The sequence below is a fragment of the Sorangium sp. So ce1504 genome (genome assembly GCF_051521635.1).
Classification (GTDB): Bacteria; Myxococcota_A; Polyangia; order Polyangiales; family Polyangiaceae; genus Sorangium; species Sorangium cellulosum_B.
The window spans coordinates 11637724-11653671 of the sequence record NZ_CP150365.1 but is presented as its reverse complement, the minus strand read 5'-3'; the positions used below and the strand labels follow the sequence as shown (position 1 = coordinate 11653671).

Sequence of the window (15948 nt, the reverse complement as noted above, 5' to 3'; positions counted from 1 at the left end):
GCACCGTGGAAGCCTGCTGCTGAGCGGCCGCGTGCCATCAACACGCGTGCCATCAATGCGCGTGCCATCAATGCGCGTGCCATCAACACGCATGCGCCCCGCGCCCGACGCCGCGAGCTGGTCATCGACGCGGGATCGAGCCGACCGCCGACGGTGCCTGTGCAACGACAGACATCGTTGAGCGGTGGTGACCCGCCTGTGGAGAATGCGGACCAGCTCGGCGTCGCACGCTACGCGGCGCGGGGGCTCCGCGCAGCAGGGACGCTCGCTTGAAGTGAGAGTGAACTGAACTGCAGAGCTCGCTCGAGCGTCGGCTCGGCGAGCGCCGGGACGCCGCGTGAAGCGGGGGCCCGGCGTGTGTAAGGGGGGTCGGAGGCGCGTGCGGGGATCGAGCCGGCGTGCGGCGTGTGCGCCGCGCGCCTCAGCTTCTCTTGACGGAGAAGCCGGCGAACGCCTGCATCACGGGCATCAGCTCCAGCCGGTTCACGTTGACGTGCTCCGGGAGCATCGCGCACCATACGACGGACTCGGCGATGTCCTCGGCCGAGAGCGGCTTCACGCCTCGGTACACGGCGGCGGCCTTCTCCTGGTCTCCCTTGAAGCGCACCACCGAGAACTCCGTCTCCGCCATGCCGGGCTCGATGTCGGTGACGCGCACCCGACTGCCGAGGATGTCAGAGCGCAGGTTCAGCGAGAACTGCGCGACGAACGCCTTGCACGCGCCGTAGACGTTGCTCCCGGGGTACGGCGTCTCCGCGGCGACCGAGCCGATGTTGATGATGTGCCCGCGGTCGCGCGCCACCATGCCGGGCAGCAGCGCCCGGGTGCAGTAAAGTAAGCCTTTGACGTTGGTGTCGATCATCTCCTCCCAGTCGTCCAGATCGGCCTGGTGCGCCGGCGACAGCCCGAGCGCGCCGCCTGCGTTGTTGACCAGCACGGTCACCTCGGAGAACTCGGGCGGGAGCTCGGCGATGGCCTTGTCGACCGCGCCGCGGTCGCGGACGTCCAGCCGGATCAGGTGGATCGCCGGCGCGCGCGCGCCAGCCGGGCCGGGGATGCGGCTGTCCGAGAGCTCCGCCGCGAGCGCTTCCAGGCGCTCGTAGCGGCGGGCGGCGAGGACCAGGCGCGCGCCCAGGCCGGCGAAGCGTCGGGCGATGGCGGCGCCGAAGCCGGAGGAGGCACCGGTGATGAAGACGATGGGAGGCTGAGCAGTCGTGGTGGCACTCATTGCGATGTCCTGGGCGGAGCTATATCAGCTGTGCACGCGCCGAGCGACCTCCGGCGCCCTCGGGCCGCGCGTTCGGGCCGACGGGCATCCTCCTGGAACATCGCGGTGGCGCGGTCGTGGATGTGCTCGTTTCTCCGCCACCCGCCGATGCACATCCCACCTCGGCACGACGCTTGCTCAAATTACCACGATGCGGCCGAGAGGCTGTGGCACCGGCCAGCCCGGACGCGACGCCCGACGGGGACAGCGGGTCCGCCGTGAAGCAGAGAGGCGATCGAGGTGGCGATATGAAGCACGTTGACATGGGACGACGAATCGGCGGCCGGCTAGGGCTTACGCTCGGTCTTCTCGCGAGCATGGCGCTCGCGGGCTGCGGCGGCCCGAGCGAGCAAACCATTCAGGGCACGCGGCTCGCGCCCGGCGCCGATGCGCACATCACCGCCGACATCGACTCCGACGCCGCGACCACGCGGCTGCTGGTGAACGTCGTACACCTCTCGCCGCCCGAGCGGATCGAGGCCGGCAGCACGCACTTCGTCGTCTGGCAGCGCCCGAGCTCCGAGTCCCCGTGGCGACGGGTCGGAGTGCTCGACTACAATGCTGAAAGCCGGAGAGGCAAGCTGGCTGGGATGACCGTGCCGCACGCCGACTTCGAGCTGCTCATCACCGTCGAGAAGCAGAGCAGCCCCCGATCCCCATCGTCTGCCGCCGTCATCGGGCCGACATCGGTCGGGTAGCCAGCAGCCCCCAGCCCCCAGTCTCGACGGCCTTCTACATCAACCCTGCGCGCGCCTCCAGCGACAGCCAGCGACCCGATGTGAAGCACATCCATGTCGCGGCCAGGTCGATCCAGAAGCGCGCGGGGCCATGACACGCGCGTGGAGAGGGAGAGGCCGCTCGCGGCCTCCTCTGCGAGGCCCGGGCTCAGCGCCGAAGCGCCGCCGCCGCGCGCCCCGAGACGGCCGAGCCGCTCGTGACGATCGCCGACCCCAGCGCGAGCAGGGCGACGAGCGTGAGCACCGTGGGATGGATGCCGACCAGCGCCAGGATGCCGAGCACGACCGCCCCGGCGCCGACGAGCGACTGCAAGCCGGCGGCGGCCATCGCCGCCTGACGAGCGACGTGGGCGAGGTGCTGGTGCGCGCCGCGCACGTCGAGCGCGCCGAGGTCCGCGGTCGTACCGCCGCTGAGCAGCAGCGCGCCGCCAAAGACGATCACCGCGACCGACGTCAGCGCCCCGGGGGCGAGCCCGAGGAGCGCGAGGATGCCGAGCACGATGCCCGCCGCGCCGCCGACGAGCTCCGCGCCCATGCCGCCGCCGAGCTCGGCGCGCGTGTCCCACTCGACGGGCGCCGTGGTGCGCGTCAAGGCGCCGAAGCGCGAGGCGATCGCGCCGCCGTGCGCGATCAGCGCGGCGCCGAAGACGAGCGTGGCGATCGAGGTGAGCTCTCCCGGCATGAACCCCGTCAGTCCGAGGATGGCGAGGACGATCGTCCCCGCGCCGCACACCACCTCGGCGAGCGAGCCGCCGAGCACGATCCGCGGCGCCTCCCTCTCCTCCTCCGGCCTGCGCCGCGCGCCCGATATCGGCGCGATCGGGCTCTCCTGCTGTGTAAACCGTTCACGTTCCTCGGGTCCTGGCGTCTGCATGATTCCCCCATCGTGAGGCGTGGCCTCGCCGCGGCTACACGCCTCTGGCTTGCATGTTCTGCGCCCCGCTGCAGGTCGTCGAGGCAATCCGGGTCCACGGGCTCATCGGTCTCTCGCCGCGTGTCGAACGGGCCGGAGCGCTGCTCGATCGCCGCGGCCGATGACAGCGAGGCGTCGCGTCACCATGTTCCCTCGCGGCCCTCTGGCAGCGCAAACCTCATGCGCTGTCGAAAGGAGCAGCGGCGAACGCCAGGCGAGCGAGCAGACGAGAGGCGCCGGCCGGCGGCCCGAACAGCCGCGCGGGAGCGCCCGTGAACGAACGCTCGTCCGAGGTACATGCCCCGCGTCAGGAGGAGATATGAGCATGCTGCATCTCGAGCTCAGCGAGCGCGAAGCGGATGACACGAGGACGGCCCTCTCGACCCGGCTCGTGGGGATGCGAGACGAGCTGGTCCACACCGACGATCGAGCGTACAGGGCGGACCTGAAGGCGATGATCGAGCGGCTCGAGGTGGTGCTCGGCCGCCTCGAAGCGATCGTGGCGGCGCCGACGGCGGCGCCGTAGCTGGTCATGCCGGCGCTCGTCGACGCGCCGGGGCGGCCGGCGGCACGGTTCGTGGTTCACCGGGGGCATGGCAGAGCCCGCGGCGCAGCAGGGGGATGAACGCGGCGAGGAGCCCCTCTCGACGGTACGGATCGCCCTGATCGCGTCCGTCGCCGCGCTGGGCGGCTTCCTGTTCGGGTTCGACACCGCCGTGATCAACGGCGCCGTCGGCGCGCTGGAGAGGGTATTCACAGCGCACCCGGGGACCGTGGGCCTGTCCGTGTCCTCGGCGCTGCTCGGCGCGGCTGCCGGCGCGGTGCTCGCGGGCAAGCTGGCCGACCGTTACGGCCGGACGCGGACGATGATCGCGACTTCCCTGCTGTTCGTCGTCAGCGCGGCGGGCTCGGGGGCGGCGATCTCGCCCTGGGACTTCAGCGCGTGGAGGGTGCTCGGCGGCATGGCCATCGGCGCGGCCAGCGTCGTCGCTCCCGCCTACATCGCGGAGATCGCGCCGGCCCACCTGCGCGGCCGCCTCGGATCGCTCCAGCAGCTCGCGATCGTGCTCGGCATCTTCGTCGCCCTGCTCGGCGACTACGCCATCGCGACGTCCGCGGGCTCGGCGACGAGCCCGTTCTGGCTCGGGGCACAGGCCTGGCGATGGATGTTCTGGAGCGCCATCCCACCGGCGCTCCTCTACGGGCTCGGCGCGCTGCTGATCCCCGAGTCCCCGCGCCACCTCGTGGCGAGGGGGCGTGTGGACGAGGCGCTCGCCGTGCTCCGTGGCCTCCTCGGCGCGTCCGCCCGGACGAAGCTCGTCGAGATCCAGAGGACGCTCTCGTCCGAGCGCCGGCCCAGGCTCGCGGACCTGCGCGGGCGCGCTGGGCTGCTCCGCATCGTCTGGATCGGCATCGGCCTCTCGGCGTTCCAGCAGCTCGTGGGCATCAACGTCATCTTCTATTACTCGAGCGTCCTCTGGCAGGCGGTCGGGTTCTCCGAGCGAAGCTCGCTCGCCATCACGGTCATCACCGGCGTCACGAACATCGTGACCACCCTCGTCGCCATCGCGACCGTCGACCGCGTCGGGCGCAGGCCGCTGCTCATCGCGGGGTCCATCGGCATGACGCTGACGCTCGGCGCCATGGCGGCCGTGTTCGGCGCCGCGGGCGAGGACGCCGCGGGCAACCCCGCCCTGACGGGCGCCGCCGGCCCCGCCGCGCTGCTCGCCGCCAACCTGTATGTCTTCTGCTTCGGGGCGTCCTGGGGGCCGGTGACCTGGGTGCTGCTCGGCGAGATGTTCGAGAACCGCATCCGCGCCCTCGCCCTCTCGATCGCGGCCGCCGCGCAGTGGCTGGCGAACTTCCTCGTGAGCGCGACCTTCCCCCCGCTCAAGGCGGCCGGCCTGGGCATCGCCTACGGGCTCTACACCGCCGCCGCGGCGGCCTCGCTGGTGTTCGTCGTCGCCTTCATCCCCGAGACGAAGGGCAAGGAGCTCGAGGAGATGTGATGCGCGCCCGCGTGGCGAGAGGAGACGTGTGTCAGCGAGGCGCGGCTGTCTCGAGAACCTCAGCGGGCGGCGAACTCCCGCTCGTGGATGGATCGCACCTTCTCCAGCACCCTCGGGCCATGCTCTCGGAACGGGAGATCCATCGCGCGGTCCTTCTTCAAATAGACGCCTGAGAGGTCCCGGTTCGCGCCGAACGCCGCCTCGTAAAGCCGCGAAGCCCCCTCGCTCGGGGGCGGGAACAGGAACCTCATCAGCGGCTCCACGTAAAACGGCAGCCCCGACCGCTTTCCCTTCCTCAGCGTGTTGTTGGGCCCAGGATCCACGCTCCGGATCTTGATCCCATCCCCCGCGAGCAGCGGCGCCACCTCACGCGTCCAGAGGGAGAGCGCGAGCTTGGAGGTCGCGTAGGGACCGAAGAGCTGCTTGAACGACGCCGGGCGCTCCAGGGCGTCCGGGTCGAAGCGCCTCGTCATCTTGAACGCATTGGAGGAGGTGTTCACGACCGTCTTCAAGGCCCCTCTCCGCAGAAGCCCTCTGAGCTCCATCGCGATGACATACGGCACCACCGCCTGGAGCTCGAAGTGCAGCTCTCGGCCTTGCCTGGAGAAGGTCAGCTCCGGGACGCTGCCGCCAGCGTTGTTGAACAGCACGTCGATCTTCTCTTCGCTCGCCTTGATCGCGCCGAGCACCCGCCTGAGGCACTCGAAATCGGACAGATCCGCGCTGTGGACACGGAGCCTCCGGCGCTCGATGCCCTCCCGGATCAGCGGATCGTCCTCGGGGAAACCCGAGCGATTCAGCGCGATGACCTGAAAGCCCTCCGACAGCAGACGACGCGTGAGCTCGAGCCCAATACCGTGGTTTGCGCCCGTGATGAGCGCGACCTTGTCGTGTTCCATGGTGTTTCTCGTGGATCCTGTGAGGGCCGCCTCCCCCGCATCCTCCGACGGACAACGGCCGTGGGCGCGCCGATCGCTCGATCCGACCGCGGGCGCGCCGAGATATCGGTGTCGCTGCAAAGCGGCCTCCCGCGACGCGCCCGCGCGCGAGGGCCCCTGTGCGCGACGGCCGCGCCGAGGCCTCGGTCGTCGCTCGATGCGACGGCGATGGATGGACTCTGTACCTGGGAAGGCGCGCTCCTCCGCCCGAGATCGCTCCCATCGGCGGGGAGCCGCGACAGGGAAAGAATGTGCGACTCAGTGGCATTTGTCAAGGAGAGGCACCAGGCCGTCGCGATCTCTCCGGATGGCTGTCTCGAGCGGCACGGCGGAGCGTCAGGTCCGCGCTTCGTCGCTACGGCAGCGGCAGCGTGAACTGGAAGGTCGTCTTCCCGGGCGCGCTCTCCGCCCAGATCCGCCCCCCGTGGGCCTCGACGAGCCCCCGCACGATGTAGAGCCCGAGGCCCAGCCCGGCGGCGCCTCCTGCCTTCGCCTCGCGCGTCCGGTAATAGCGGGTGAAGAGCCTCGGCACATCGTCCGGCGCGATGCCATTCCCCTCGTTCTCGACGGCCACGAGCACCGCGCCGCTCCGCCGCTCCACCGCGATCCTGATCGGCGTCTCGGGCGCGCCGTACTTGGCCGCGTTGGACAGCAGGTTGGTGAGCACCTGCTCCAGGCGCCCGGGATCGGCCAGGAGCGGCGGGACCCCGTCCAGCACCTCGACGTCGACCCGATGTCCCCTCATCGCGTCCGCCGTCCGCTCCACCGTCGCCCGGATGAGCGCCGGGAGATCGACCTCGGCGTGCTTGAGATCCAGCCGGTGCGACTCGAGGCGGGAGACGTCGAGCAGATCGTCGATCATCCGGTTGAGCTGCGTCGCGCTGGCCAGGATGTGCTGTGCCTTGTCGCTGGACTGCGATTGCTTCGAGAGCATGGTGGCCTTGAGGACGATCGTGGTGATCGGCTGACGCAGGTCATGGGCGATGATGCCGGTCCACTCCTCGCGCATCCGCGCGAGCTCCTTCAACGGGCTGATGTCCTCGGCGGCGACGATGGCCCCGGTGATCTTCCCCGCGCTGTCGCGGAGCGGCGCGGCGGCGACGAAAAATGTCCGGCACGAGCCGTCCGTCCTGGCGACGATGAGCTCCTCCCCGGTGATCGTCTCGCCGCGCAGCGCCCGGCTCGACGGCAGCTCGTCCAGCGTCAAGGCGGTGCCGTCCGGGTGCCGCACGCGACCGACGCACTGACTCCGCTCCTCCGCGCCCCCCGTGAGATCTCGCCCGTGCGGGTTGGCGATCAGGCGCTCTGGGTCGTTTCGATCGATGAGCAGGAGCGGGATGGGCGCGCTGTCGAAGACCGTTTGCAGCGTCCTCCGCTCGGCGTCCAGCTGCGCGAGCAGGCGCTCCCGCTCCTCCTCGGCCTGCTTGCGCGCCGTCACGTCCTCCACCTGGGCGATGTAGTGAATGGGCTCGCCGTCCGCCCCGTGCACGACGGACACGTGCAGGATGACGGGGATGACCCTTCCATCCTCGTGGATGTAACGTTTGGCGAGCTGATAGCGCGAGATCTCGCCGCGCCTCAGCTGCTCGACCAGGCCAACGTCGGTGTCCACGTCGTCGGGGTGGGTGATGTCCTGGAAGCGGAGCTTCGAGAGCGCTTCCGCCGAGTAGCCCACGATCTCGCAGTAGGCGCGGTTGACGCGGATGAACCCTCCACCGAGCCCGACGATGGCCATGCCGATGGGCGCGTTCTCGAAGGTGAGCCGGAAGCGCTCCTCGCTCTCGCGGAGCGCCTGCTCCATCTGCTTGCGCTCGGTCATGTCGCGCCCCTCGGGGATGAGCATCACGACCCTGCCACGGTCGTCGGTGATGGGCTTGATGGAGAAATCGATCCAGCGCCGCCCGGTAGCGCCGATCACGTCGATCTCGTCCCGCACGAGCCGGCCCGCCGCGGCCTCGGCGACGGCGGCGCGGATGCGCTCCCTGTACTCGGGGCGCCACCCCGTCAGCTCCCAGAACGGACGGCCGATCGTCTCTGCCTCCGTGGCCCTGCAGAACTCGAGAGCGGTGCGGTTGTTCTCCAGGACGATGCCCTCCGGCGAGAGCAGGCCGACGAACTGGAGGGCCCCGTCGAAGATCGCCCGAAAGCGCTCCTCTCTCTCCCGGAGCGCCCTCTCCAGGTGACTCGCGCGTCGGAGCTCCTGCGCCACGCGGTCTGAGGTCCGCGCGCTCCCCTCGCGCGCGAGGGCGCTGTCCAGGCCGATCGCGAAGAGCGCGGCGAGCGCGCCGAGATCGACGTCGGCGCAAGGGTAAGGGCGGGACAGGCAAAACGAGAGGACGCCAAGGCAGCGATCGCGGACGCGGAGGGGCATCGAGACCGCGCTCTGTGCGTCGGTCCGCGCGCAGAGCTCTCGCGTCATGGACGGACCCGGATCGAGCGAGCGCGCATCGCTCATCACCTGAACCCGACCCGAGCTCGCCGCCCATTCATCGAGCAGCGGCGCGCCCCGCGCCACCCGCGCGAGGCAGAGGCGGATGTCGGCGGGCACGTGGCGGTGGGAATGGAGCCCGAGCTCGCCGGTGTCCTCGGAGGTCAGAAGCAAGTAGGCAGCGCGAGCGCCGAGCTCCATCGCCTGGTCGAGCAGGAGCGCAGCGAGCTCGTCGAGATCGGCCACGCGCGCGATGCGGGGCGCCGCGCGCGCCATGAGCTCGCCCGGCGCTGGGTACTGCTCGCGGCGAGCACATGGGCTGAGAGAGGCCGTGCAGGCGACCTCCTCGTCGCGGCCGATCGACGCCTCGATCTCTTCTGCCGATAACGTGATCCCCACCGGAATCGACCCATTGTTGCACGAGAGGCGCGCCGCCTGAAGGGTCGACGCGGTCAGGTCCCTCGGCATGACTTCCTCGGATGCCGATCTGTTCCTGCTCGCCAGGGCCGGGGAGCGCCGACGCCGCGTCCGGCGCGCGCCCTCCCTCCGCGGCGCCGGCCTCACGGCATCCCGAGCAGCCCGCTCCCCTGGTAGACGACGAGCGCCGCGACGTACGCCGCCGCGTAGGTGTAGGCGAGGACGAACGCGGGCCAGCGCCACGACTTCGTCTCGCGCCGGATCGCCGCCACGGTGCTCATGCACTGGCAGGCCAGGACGAAGAACGCGAGCAGCGCGAGCCCGGTGCGCGACGAGTACGCGAGCGCCCCGTCCGGGCGCCTCGCCTCGCGGATCTGCTCGGCGAGCGGCGCGGGCTCGTCGTCTGCGTCCTCGACGCCGAAGATGACCCCCATCGTCCCGACCATGACCTCGCGCGCGCCGAACGAGCCGATGAGGCCGACGTTGATGCGCCAGTCGAACCCGAGCGGCGCGGTCACCGGCTCGAGCGCGCGCCCCACGCTGCCGGCGATGCTCGCCTCGAGCGACGTCGCCTCGAGCGACGTCGCCGCGCTCTCGGCCGCGGCGGCCGGAGGCTCGTGCGGCGCGGCGCCCGGCATGGGGACCTTCAAGAGCACCCACAGCACGGCCGAGACGGCCAGGATCACGGTCCCGACGTCGCGCGTGAACCGCCACGCCGCCTGGCCCGCCTTGCGGACCACGAGCCGCGGCTCGGGGCTGCGGTACGCCGGCATCTCGAGCACCATCGGGAGCGAGCGCCCGCGGGTCGCCGTGCGCCGTAGCAAGAGCGAGGCGACGAGCCCGGAGAAGATGCCGGAGACGTAGAGCGCGACGAAGAGCAGCGCCTGCACCCAGGCGCCGTGGGCCGCGAAGAAGGTCGTCAGGAGGAGCGCGTAGGTCGGGATCCGCGCCGAGCAGGCCATGAGCGGCAGGACGAGGATCGCCGTGAGCCGCTCGCGCGGGTCGCGCAGGATGCGCGTGGCGTGCACGGCGGGCACCGCGCACGCGTGCCCCATCAGCAGCGGGAGGAATGCCCGGCCGCTCAGCCCCATCAGCTGGAGCAGGCGGTCGACGAGGAAGGCGCCGCGCGCGAGGTACCCGCTCGCCTCGAGCAGCTCCATGGCGATCGTGAGGATCACGATCTGCGGCATGAAGGCGAGCACCGTCCCCGCCCCGCCGAGCAGGCCGTCGACGACGAACGAGGCGGCGAGCCCCCCGCCGAGGGCGCGGGACACGAGGCTGCCGAGCTCACCGATCGCCGCGTCGAGCGCCTCGGTGACCGGGGTGGCCACGAGGAACACGGCGGCGAAGAGGAGCGCCATGAGCCCGAGGAACAGCACCGGGCCGGCCGCCGGGTGGAGCAGCACGGCGTCCGCGCGCGCGGTGAACGTCCTCCGTCGCTCCGCGGCGGCGTCGCGGCGCGGCGGCTCGACGTACGCGGCGCGCGCGACCTCATCCGGATCCCACGCCGCGGCGCCGGGGGGCTCCACGGCGCCCGACGCGATCGCGTCGAACCGCGCGGCCGCCGCGTCGAGCACCACGCCCCGCGCGGCCGGGTCCCTCGCGCTCACGAGCAGCACGGGCAGGCCGATGGCGCGCTCGAGGGCGCCGACGTCGAGCCCGCGCCCCTCGCCCTCGAGCACGTCGCGCTGCGTGGCGACGACGAGCGGGGCGAGCCCGCGCCGCACGAGCTCGCGCGTGAGCCGCAGGCCGAGCGCGAGCTGCGTGGCGTCCACCACCTGGACGACGAGGCGCGGCCGCTCGCCCTCGCCGGTGCGGTCGAGGAAGCGGCGCGCGACGCCCTCGTCCGTCGCCGGATCGACGACGGCCTCGATCGAGTAGAGCCCGGGGAGATCCGCGATCGTCGCGACGGCCCCGCCCGCGAGGCGGACGTCGGCCGTGAGGATGTCGACCGTGATCCCCGGGAAGTTGCCGACGTGCGCGCTGCCGCCGGTCAGCCGGTTGAACAGCGACGATTTGCCGGAGTTCGGCCGCCCGAGCAGCGCGATGAGCGGCCGCTCTGCCGACGCCGGGAGGCGCTCCGTGCCCGTGCCTGTGCCTGTGAAGTCGAGCGAGGCGGTCATCCGACCCGACTCTGCGAGGGCAGGGGCGCCACCAGGATCGAGCGCGCGAGCGTCGCGTTGATCGCGAGCTCCCCGCCCGACCCGGTGCGCACGTGGAGCGGGCCGCCGAACGCCGCGCGCCGGATCGACGTGAGCGTCTGGCCGGGGCCGAGCCCCATCGCGCCGAGCCACCCGGCGAGCTCGGCGTCGAGGCCGACCTCGACCACGATCACGCGCTCACCGGCGCGCACCTCCGAGAGCGGACCCGCGGAAGCTGCGGCGCCGGCGTGCGCCGGGGTATCCGTGCCGGCCACGCGGCCGGCCGAGTCCACCTCGGGGAAGGTCACGTCAAGTTGGGGAGGAACGCTGGAAACCATGGGTCCTGCCAGATTTTGAAAATCAATTTCAAATCTGAACCCATTGTGAACGGGTTCGGCCGGGATGTCGAGCGTCTCTCGACCCGCTGCCGTGGCGACTGGCCGCTCTGGCGTGGCGGCGACGCCTGTTCTCCTGTTCCCGCCCGGGTGGCCAACCCTTCCAGGTCCTGGAGATAGCCGCGCCGCTCCTCGCTCCGGGGCCCGGCGCACCCTCGATCCGCTCTCCGGCGAGCGGTCGCCGCGCGTCGGCCGAGACCGCGGAGCGGAGCGCGCGAAGCATTCGGGTCGAGCGAGCCATCCGATTCACCGGGCAGCGGCGGAGCCTCGGCCAGAGCGATGGCGGTCCGCGGATTGTCCTCCAGGGGCCCCTTCTACCATGGGTGCGCGACGCGAGCGCCTCGCGGTCCTCCATAGCAGACCCGCCGCTGCTCGGGGTGTAATGAACCCCGATGGCTACGTCTCCGAAGGTGAGCGGCCCGCGGGTCGCCGAAAGGAAGACGCCATGAAAGAGACCATGCTCCAGGTGGACGGGATGAGCTGCCCGTCCTGCGTCCGCCACATCGACAGCGCGCTTCGCGAGCTCGGCGGCGTGGCCAAGGTCGACGTGCGCCTGCGCGAGGGCACCGTCGTGGTGCAGCACGATCCGGCGAGCGCGCCCGTTCCCGCCCTCGTCGAGGCCGTGCGCGCGGCCGGCTACGGCGTGCGCCCGCGCGCCGCCTGAACGCGCGCAGCGCCCCCGGCGCGTTGTCTCGTGACAGCGCATCGCGCCATGAGATCTCCCACGCCGCGCTCGACGCTGCAGTGAAACATTTACCGGTTAATCCAAGCGGCGGCCAGCGCACGCATGTGACCGTCCCCACAAGCTTCGAAGCGCGCTCGCCCGTCGGACATCTCGGCCCCGTGGCGCCCATCGAGGCGCTGGACAATGAACCGATTAAGTGGTTTCCTGTCCGCGCTTCCCGCGTGCCTCGGGCCATGTCGTAGGCGTCGTTTGTGAGCCCCGGTCCGCGGTTTCTTGGTTTCTTCATTCTCGTGGGCCCGCGGACGGAATAGGTCCTCTCCTCGCCGCGGGTTCCTCCCAGGCCTGGCCATGCAGGGCGTCATTGGCGCGCTGCCCGCGCCGCTGCGCGGCGTGCAGGACCTGTTCGACCTGCAGAACGAGAAGGGTTCACCGTGCGGTCACGCAGGGTCGAAGCCGGACGTCGCCAGGTGCAATCAGGGGAGAGGCAGAAGGAGATCACGATGCGCGTTCTTCACGGGTCTTTGGCTGGTTGGACCGGAGCAGCCCTCATGGCGCTGGGCCTCTCCGCGGGATGCGGAGACGACTCGGACGACCCTCAGGGCTCGGGGCAGGAGACGACCGGAGCGGGCGGCGGCGCATCGGGCGCGGGCGGGGGGGCCACCGGAGCCACGTCCGGCGCCGATGGCAGCACGTCGAGCAGCGGCGCCACGTCCGGCGTCGGCGGCGCCGCCTCGAGCAGCGGCGCCGGCGCGGGCAGCGGCGCCACGTCCGGCGCCGGCGGCGCCGCCTCGAGCAGCGGCGCCACGTCCGGCGCTGGCGGCGCCACCTCGGGCGCGGGCGCCGGCGGGGGTGACCAGGAGTCGACGGGGTTCTCGGTGCGCGGCCGCTTCCTCTACGACCGCTGCGGAGAGAAGGTGCTGCTCCGGGGCATCAACGAGATGGTCGTGTGGCTGTCGTCGGGGCCCGACGGCCTGCCGGAGTTCGCGGAGATCGCGAAGACCGGCGCCAACGCGGTGCGGATCGTCTGGCTCGCCACGGAGTCCGCGGCGGGCCTCGATCAGGCCATCACGAACGCGCTCGCGCAGAAGCTCATTCCGATCGTCGAGCTCCACGACGCCACGGGGAAATGGGATCTCCTGCCGAGCCTCGTCGACTACTGGACGAGAGCGGATGTCGTCGCCGTGATCAAGAAGCACGAGCAGAATTTGCTCGTCAACATCGGCAACGAGGTCGGGGACCAGGTGGACAACGCGGCGTGGGAGGCGGGCTACAAGCAGGCCATCACCCGGATGCGCGGCGCCGGCATCACGGTCCCGCTCGTGATCGACGCCTCCAAGTGGGGGCAGAACATCGACCAGCTGCAGGCCGTCGGCCCCGCGCTCGTGAAGCACGACCCGAACATCCTGCTCAGCGTCCACATGTGGTGGACGGACGGCAGCGGGGCCACGATCACGAAAGAGCTGCAGGAGTCCGTGGCGCTGAACCTGCCTTTGATGGTCGGTGAGTTCGCGCAGCACGCCGTGTACGAGTGCGGCAAGCATCCGTTCGATTACAAGGCGCTCCTGGCCAGGAGCGTCGAGCTCGAGGTGGGGTGGCTCGCCTGGTCGTGGGGCGCCGTCAAGAACAGCGACTGTCAGAGCGACGGGCCGTTCGACATGACGACCAACGGGACCTTCGCGGGGCTCACCGGCTGGGGTCGCGAGGTCGCGGTGACCGACCCGAACAGCATCCAGAACACCTCGGTGCGCCCGCGCTCGATCGAGACCGGATCGTGCAGGTAGGCGTGGCGATGGCTCCCTGACCTCTCGCGCCGCTACTCCTGCGGTACCGGCGCGAAGTAGACCTGCTTGGGACCGATGGCGTGCCCGGCGGGGATGGGGGTGCCGAGCTCCTCGAGGCGGAAGACCTCCGGTGGGAGCCGGAGCGACTCCCGCAGCCGATCCATCGTGGTCGGGACGAACGGGTAGAGCATGATCATCAGGTTCTTGAGCACGTAGAACGAGGAGAAGAGGGCGTCGCGGCGGCCCTCCTCCGGGTGCCGATCGTCGTGCGGCTTGAACTGCGCGAAGAGGCTGTTGATGACGCGCGCGTAGTTCTCGATCTCGAAGAGCAGCGTCGGGTAGTCGGCGCGATCCATCGCGCGCACGTAGCGCTGGACGATGCGCAGGGTGTCCGAGGCGACCTTGTCGAGCAGCGCGCCGTGGGGCACGCGCCCATCGAACTTCGAGTGCGCCGCGGAGATCGGCCGCTCGAACGCCGCGTTGAGCGGCCCGGCGAGGAACCGGTTGCGCTCGTCGAGCTTGGCGAAATCGAAGTTCGACGGCTTCTCCGCGAGGCCGAGCAGCGCCAGATAATAGCGGATCTGGTCCGCTGAATACCCCTTCTCGTCGAGGAGCTGATCGGCGGTGAAGAAGTTTCCGCGCGACTTGCTCATCTTCTCGCCCCCGACGAGCAGGTGGAAGCACCCGAGGACGTCGGTGAGCTGGAGCTCGCCGGCCGCCGGCAGCCGGCGCGGATCGGGCTGCGTACCGAGCCACATCGCGCCCTGCATGAGCACGTAGAAGAAGACGTTATCCTGGCCGAGGAACTGGTAGATCCTGGCCTCCGGATCGCACCAGAAGTCCACGTACCGGGCCGGATCGACGCCCCTCCGGGCGAGCGCGACCTGCGAGAAGGCGATGGGCGCGATCAGCGAGTCGGGCCAGACATAGAGCGTCTTGCCGCAGAGCTCCGGATCGAGATCCACCGGCAAGGAGAGCCCCCAGGCGACGTCGCGGGTGATGGCGCGGTGAGCCCAGTCCTCGACGGGCTCGCTGGGGACGCCATGGCGCGAAAGGGCGGCGCGCGCCTCCTCCATCTCCGGCTTGCTGCCGAGCTGCAGCAGGACCTTGCGATCCTGCGTGAACTTCGCCTTGTGCTTCGGCAGCGACGCCTTGATCTCCTTGTACGTCGGGGCGAGGTCGGCCTCGAAGCGGAGCGAAGGCATCACGGTGTTCAGCACGTCCGCGAGCACCGCCGGGCGCCACGCGCCCTGCTTGCCCTGGATCCAGCCCCGGAGCGCCTCGGACACGGCCCACATGTCGAGCCACCAGTGCGCGGTGTCGCGCATCACCGGCGTGGCGTCGCTGAGCGCGCTGCGCGGACTGCCGAGCTGTGAGGGCGAGTGCTGGTGACCGCAGCGATCGCACTCATCGCTGTACGCGTCCCCGTTGTCGCACTTCGGGTTGGGGCAGCGCCCGCGCACGAAGCGGTCGGGGAGGAAGCACTGGAGCTCCGGATCGAACCACTGGCTGCTCGTGCGCTTCTCCAGCAGGCCGTTCTCGTGCAGGCGCCTCAGGAAGCGGTGCGCGAGCTCCTGCTGAATCGGGAGGCACTCCGGCCGCGAGGTCCCCGAGTAGACGTCGAGATCGATGTCATACCGCCGGAGGCTCGCGCGCTGCTTCTCGTGGATGCCGTCGATGAACTCGCGTATCGACACACCGGCCTGCCGCGCCGCGATCTGGCTGGCGGAGCCGTGATCATCGGTGCCGCAGACGAAGAGGACGTTCTCGCGGCCGATGACCAGGCCCAGCCACCGCGCGTGGATGTCCGCAGGGACGTGCGCCCCCGCGAGGTGCCCAAGGTGCAACATCCCGTTGGCGTAGGGCATGCCTGCGGTGACGACCGCCCGCCTGGGCCTGCGAACCTGGCGAAGGACCGAGGCGACGTCGGTCGGGGCGCCGTGATAAGATGCCATCGAAGCTCGCTATACCCCAGCGGGCCCATCCGCACAACGCTCGCTCCTCAAGCTTCCTTCGTCGCGTCCGTCGCGTCCGTCGCGTCCGTCACATTATGCGCGCGGTGAAGCCGCGCCCGCAGAGGGCTCGGGCCCTGCTTGAGCTCCGAGGCGGCCTGCTCGATACCCGTCCTCCGTGTCGCGATTCCCCTTCTTGCCGGCTCGAACGGACGTCGTGAGGTTGCGTGTCCACCGGTGTCCGCGAGCCAGGATGCCCCCAGGAGGAGAACAGGGAGGTTGTTG

12 protein-coding genes are annotated in these 15948 nt (G+C 70.8%); 5 read left to right on the top strand and 7 right to left on the bottom strand.

Annotation, left to right across the window (positions count from 1 at the left end):
* Nucleotides 1–421: 421 nt before the first annotated feature.
* Complete coding sequence (locus WMF39_RS43930) at nucleotides 422–1228, bottom strand: SDR family oxidoreductase (protein WP_437742387.1); 807 nt, start codon at nucleotides 1226–1228, stop codon at nucleotides 422–424.
* A gap of 356 nt (nucleotides 1229–1584) precedes the next feature.
* Between WMF39_RS43930 and WMF39_RS43925 the strand changes: the two genes are divergently transcribed.
* Entirely contained in the window at nucleotides 1585–1965 is a 381-nt protein-coding gene (locus WMF39_RS43925; RefSeq protein ID WP_437742386.1) for a hypothetical protein, read from the top strand.
* A gap of 187 nt (nucleotides 1966–2152) precedes the next feature.
* Here WMF39_RS43925 and WMF39_RS43920 read toward each other — a convergent pair whose 3' ends face one another.
* Entirely contained in the window at nucleotides 2153–2878 is a 726-nt protein-coding gene (locus tag WMF39_RS43920; protein WP_437742385.1) for a hypothetical protein, read from the bottom strand.
* Between the two features lie 358 nt (nucleotides 2879–3236).
* Here WMF39_RS43920 and WMF39_RS43915 point away from each other — a divergent pair, with 358 nt between their 5' ends.
* Nucleotides 3237–3443 carry a hypothetical protein gene (locus WMF39_RS43915; RefSeq protein ID WP_437742384.1) on the top strand — a complete coding sequence of 69 codons (207 nt, stop codon included), beginning with the start codon at nucleotides 3237–3239 and terminating at the stop codon, nucleotides 3441–3443.
* A 67-nt stretch (nucleotides 3444–3510) separates the two neighbouring features.
* Entirely contained in the window at nucleotides 3511–4926 is a 1416-nt protein-coding gene (locus WMF39_RS43910) for a sugar porter family MFS transporter (RefSeq protein ID WP_437742383.1), read from the top strand.
* Between the two features lie 59 nt (nucleotides 4927–4985).
* Here the strand turns inward: WMF39_RS43910 and WMF39_RS43905 are convergent, their stop codons facing one another.
* From WMF39_RS43905 to WMF39_RS43890, 4 genes are all read right to left on the bottom strand, one after another.
* On the bottom strand, nucleotides 4986–5825 hold the full coding sequence (locus WMF39_RS43905; protein ID WP_437742382.1) for an SDR family NAD(P)-dependent oxidoreductase: 840 nt from the start codon (nucleotides 5823–5825) through the stop codon (nucleotides 4986–4988).
* A 394-nt stretch (nucleotides 5826–6219) separates the two neighbouring features.
* The gene (locus tag WMF39_RS43900; protein ID WP_437742381.1) at nucleotides 6220–8760 is read right to left on the bottom strand and encodes a PAS domain S-box protein; all 2541 of its coding nucleotides are present in this window, start codon (nucleotides 8758–8760) and stop codon (nucleotides 6220–6222) included.
* A gap of 92 nt (nucleotides 8761–8852) precedes the next feature.
* Nucleotides 8853–10832, bottom strand: coding sequence for a ferrous iron transporter B (feoB, locus tag WMF39_RS43895; RefSeq protein WP_437742380.1), 1980 nt, complete (start codon nucleotides 10830–10832; stop codon nucleotides 8853–8855).
* Entirely contained in the window at nucleotides 10829–11158 is a 330-nt protein-coding gene (locus tag WMF39_RS43890; RefSeq protein ID WP_437742379.1) for a FeoA family protein, read from the bottom strand. Before WMF39_RS43890 ends, feoB begins: the two co-directional genes overlap by 4 nt.
* Before the next feature lie 532 nt (nucleotides 11159–11690).
* Between WMF39_RS43890 and WMF39_RS43885 the strand changes: the two genes are divergently transcribed.
* The gene (locus WMF39_RS43885) at nucleotides 11691–11909 is read left to right on the top strand and encodes a heavy-metal-associated domain-containing protein (RefSeq protein WP_437742378.1); all 219 of its coding nucleotides are present in this window, start codon (nucleotides 11691–11693) and stop codon (nucleotides 11907–11909) included.
* 569 nt (nucleotides 11910–12478) lie between these two features.
* Complete coding sequence (locus WMF39_RS43880; protein ID WP_437742377.1) at nucleotides 12479–13711, top strand: cellulase family glycosylhydrolase; 1233 nt, start codon at nucleotides 12479–12481, stop codon at nucleotides 13709–13711.
* A gap of 32 nt (nucleotides 13712–13743) precedes the next feature.
* Here the strand turns inward: WMF39_RS43880 and WMF39_RS43875 are convergent, their stop codons facing one another.
* The gene (locus WMF39_RS43875) at nucleotides 13744–15666 is read right to left on the bottom strand and encodes a methionine--tRNA ligase (RefSeq protein ID WP_437742376.1); all 1923 of its coding nucleotides are present in this window, start codon (nucleotides 15664–15666) and stop codon (nucleotides 13744–13746) included.
* Nucleotides 15667–15948: the final 282 nt, after the last annotated feature.

Coding starts and splice junctions, on each gene's coding strand:
- feoB (WP_437742380.1), bottom strand. CDS start 10,832: ATGACCGCCTCGCTCGACTTCACAGGCACAGGCACGGGCACGGAGCGC.
- WMF39_RS43885 (WP_437742378.1), top strand. CDS start 11,691: ATGAAAGAGACCATGCTCCAGGTGGACGGGATGAGCTGCCCGTCCTGC.
- WMF39_RS43900 (WP_437742381.1), bottom strand. CDS start 8,760: ATGCCGAGGGACCTGACCGCGTCGACCCTTCAGGCGGCGCGCCTCTCG.
- WMF39_RS43905 (WP_437742382.1), bottom strand. CDS start 5,825: ATGGAACACGACAAGGTCGCGCTCATCACGGGCGCAAACCACGGTATT.
- WMF39_RS43930 (WP_437742387.1), bottom strand. CDS start 1,228: ATGAGTGCCACCACGACTGCTCAGCCTCCCATCGTCTTCATCACCGGT.
- WMF39_RS43880 (WP_437742377.1), top strand. CDS start 12,479: ATGGCGCTGGGCCTCTCCGCGGGATGCGGAGACGACTCGGACGACCCT.
- WMF39_RS43915 (WP_437742384.1), top strand. CDS start 3,237: ATGAGCATGCTGCATCTCGAGCTCAGCGAGCGCGAAGCGGATGACACG.
- WMF39_RS43925 (WP_437742386.1), top strand. CDS start 1,585: ATGGCGCTCGCGGGCTGCGGCGGCCCGAGCGAGCAAACCATTCAGGGC.
- WMF39_RS43910 (WP_437742383.1), top strand. CDS start 3,511: ATGGCAGAGCCCGCGGCGCAGCAGGGGGATGAACGCGGCGAGGAGCCC.
- WMF39_RS43920 (WP_437742385.1), bottom strand. CDS start 2,878: ATGCAGACGCCAGGACCCGAGGAACGTGAACGGTTTACACAGCAGGAG.
- WMF39_RS43875 (WP_437742376.1), bottom strand. CDS start 15,666: ATGGCATCTTATCACGGCGCCCCGACCGACGTCGCCTCGGTCCTTCGC.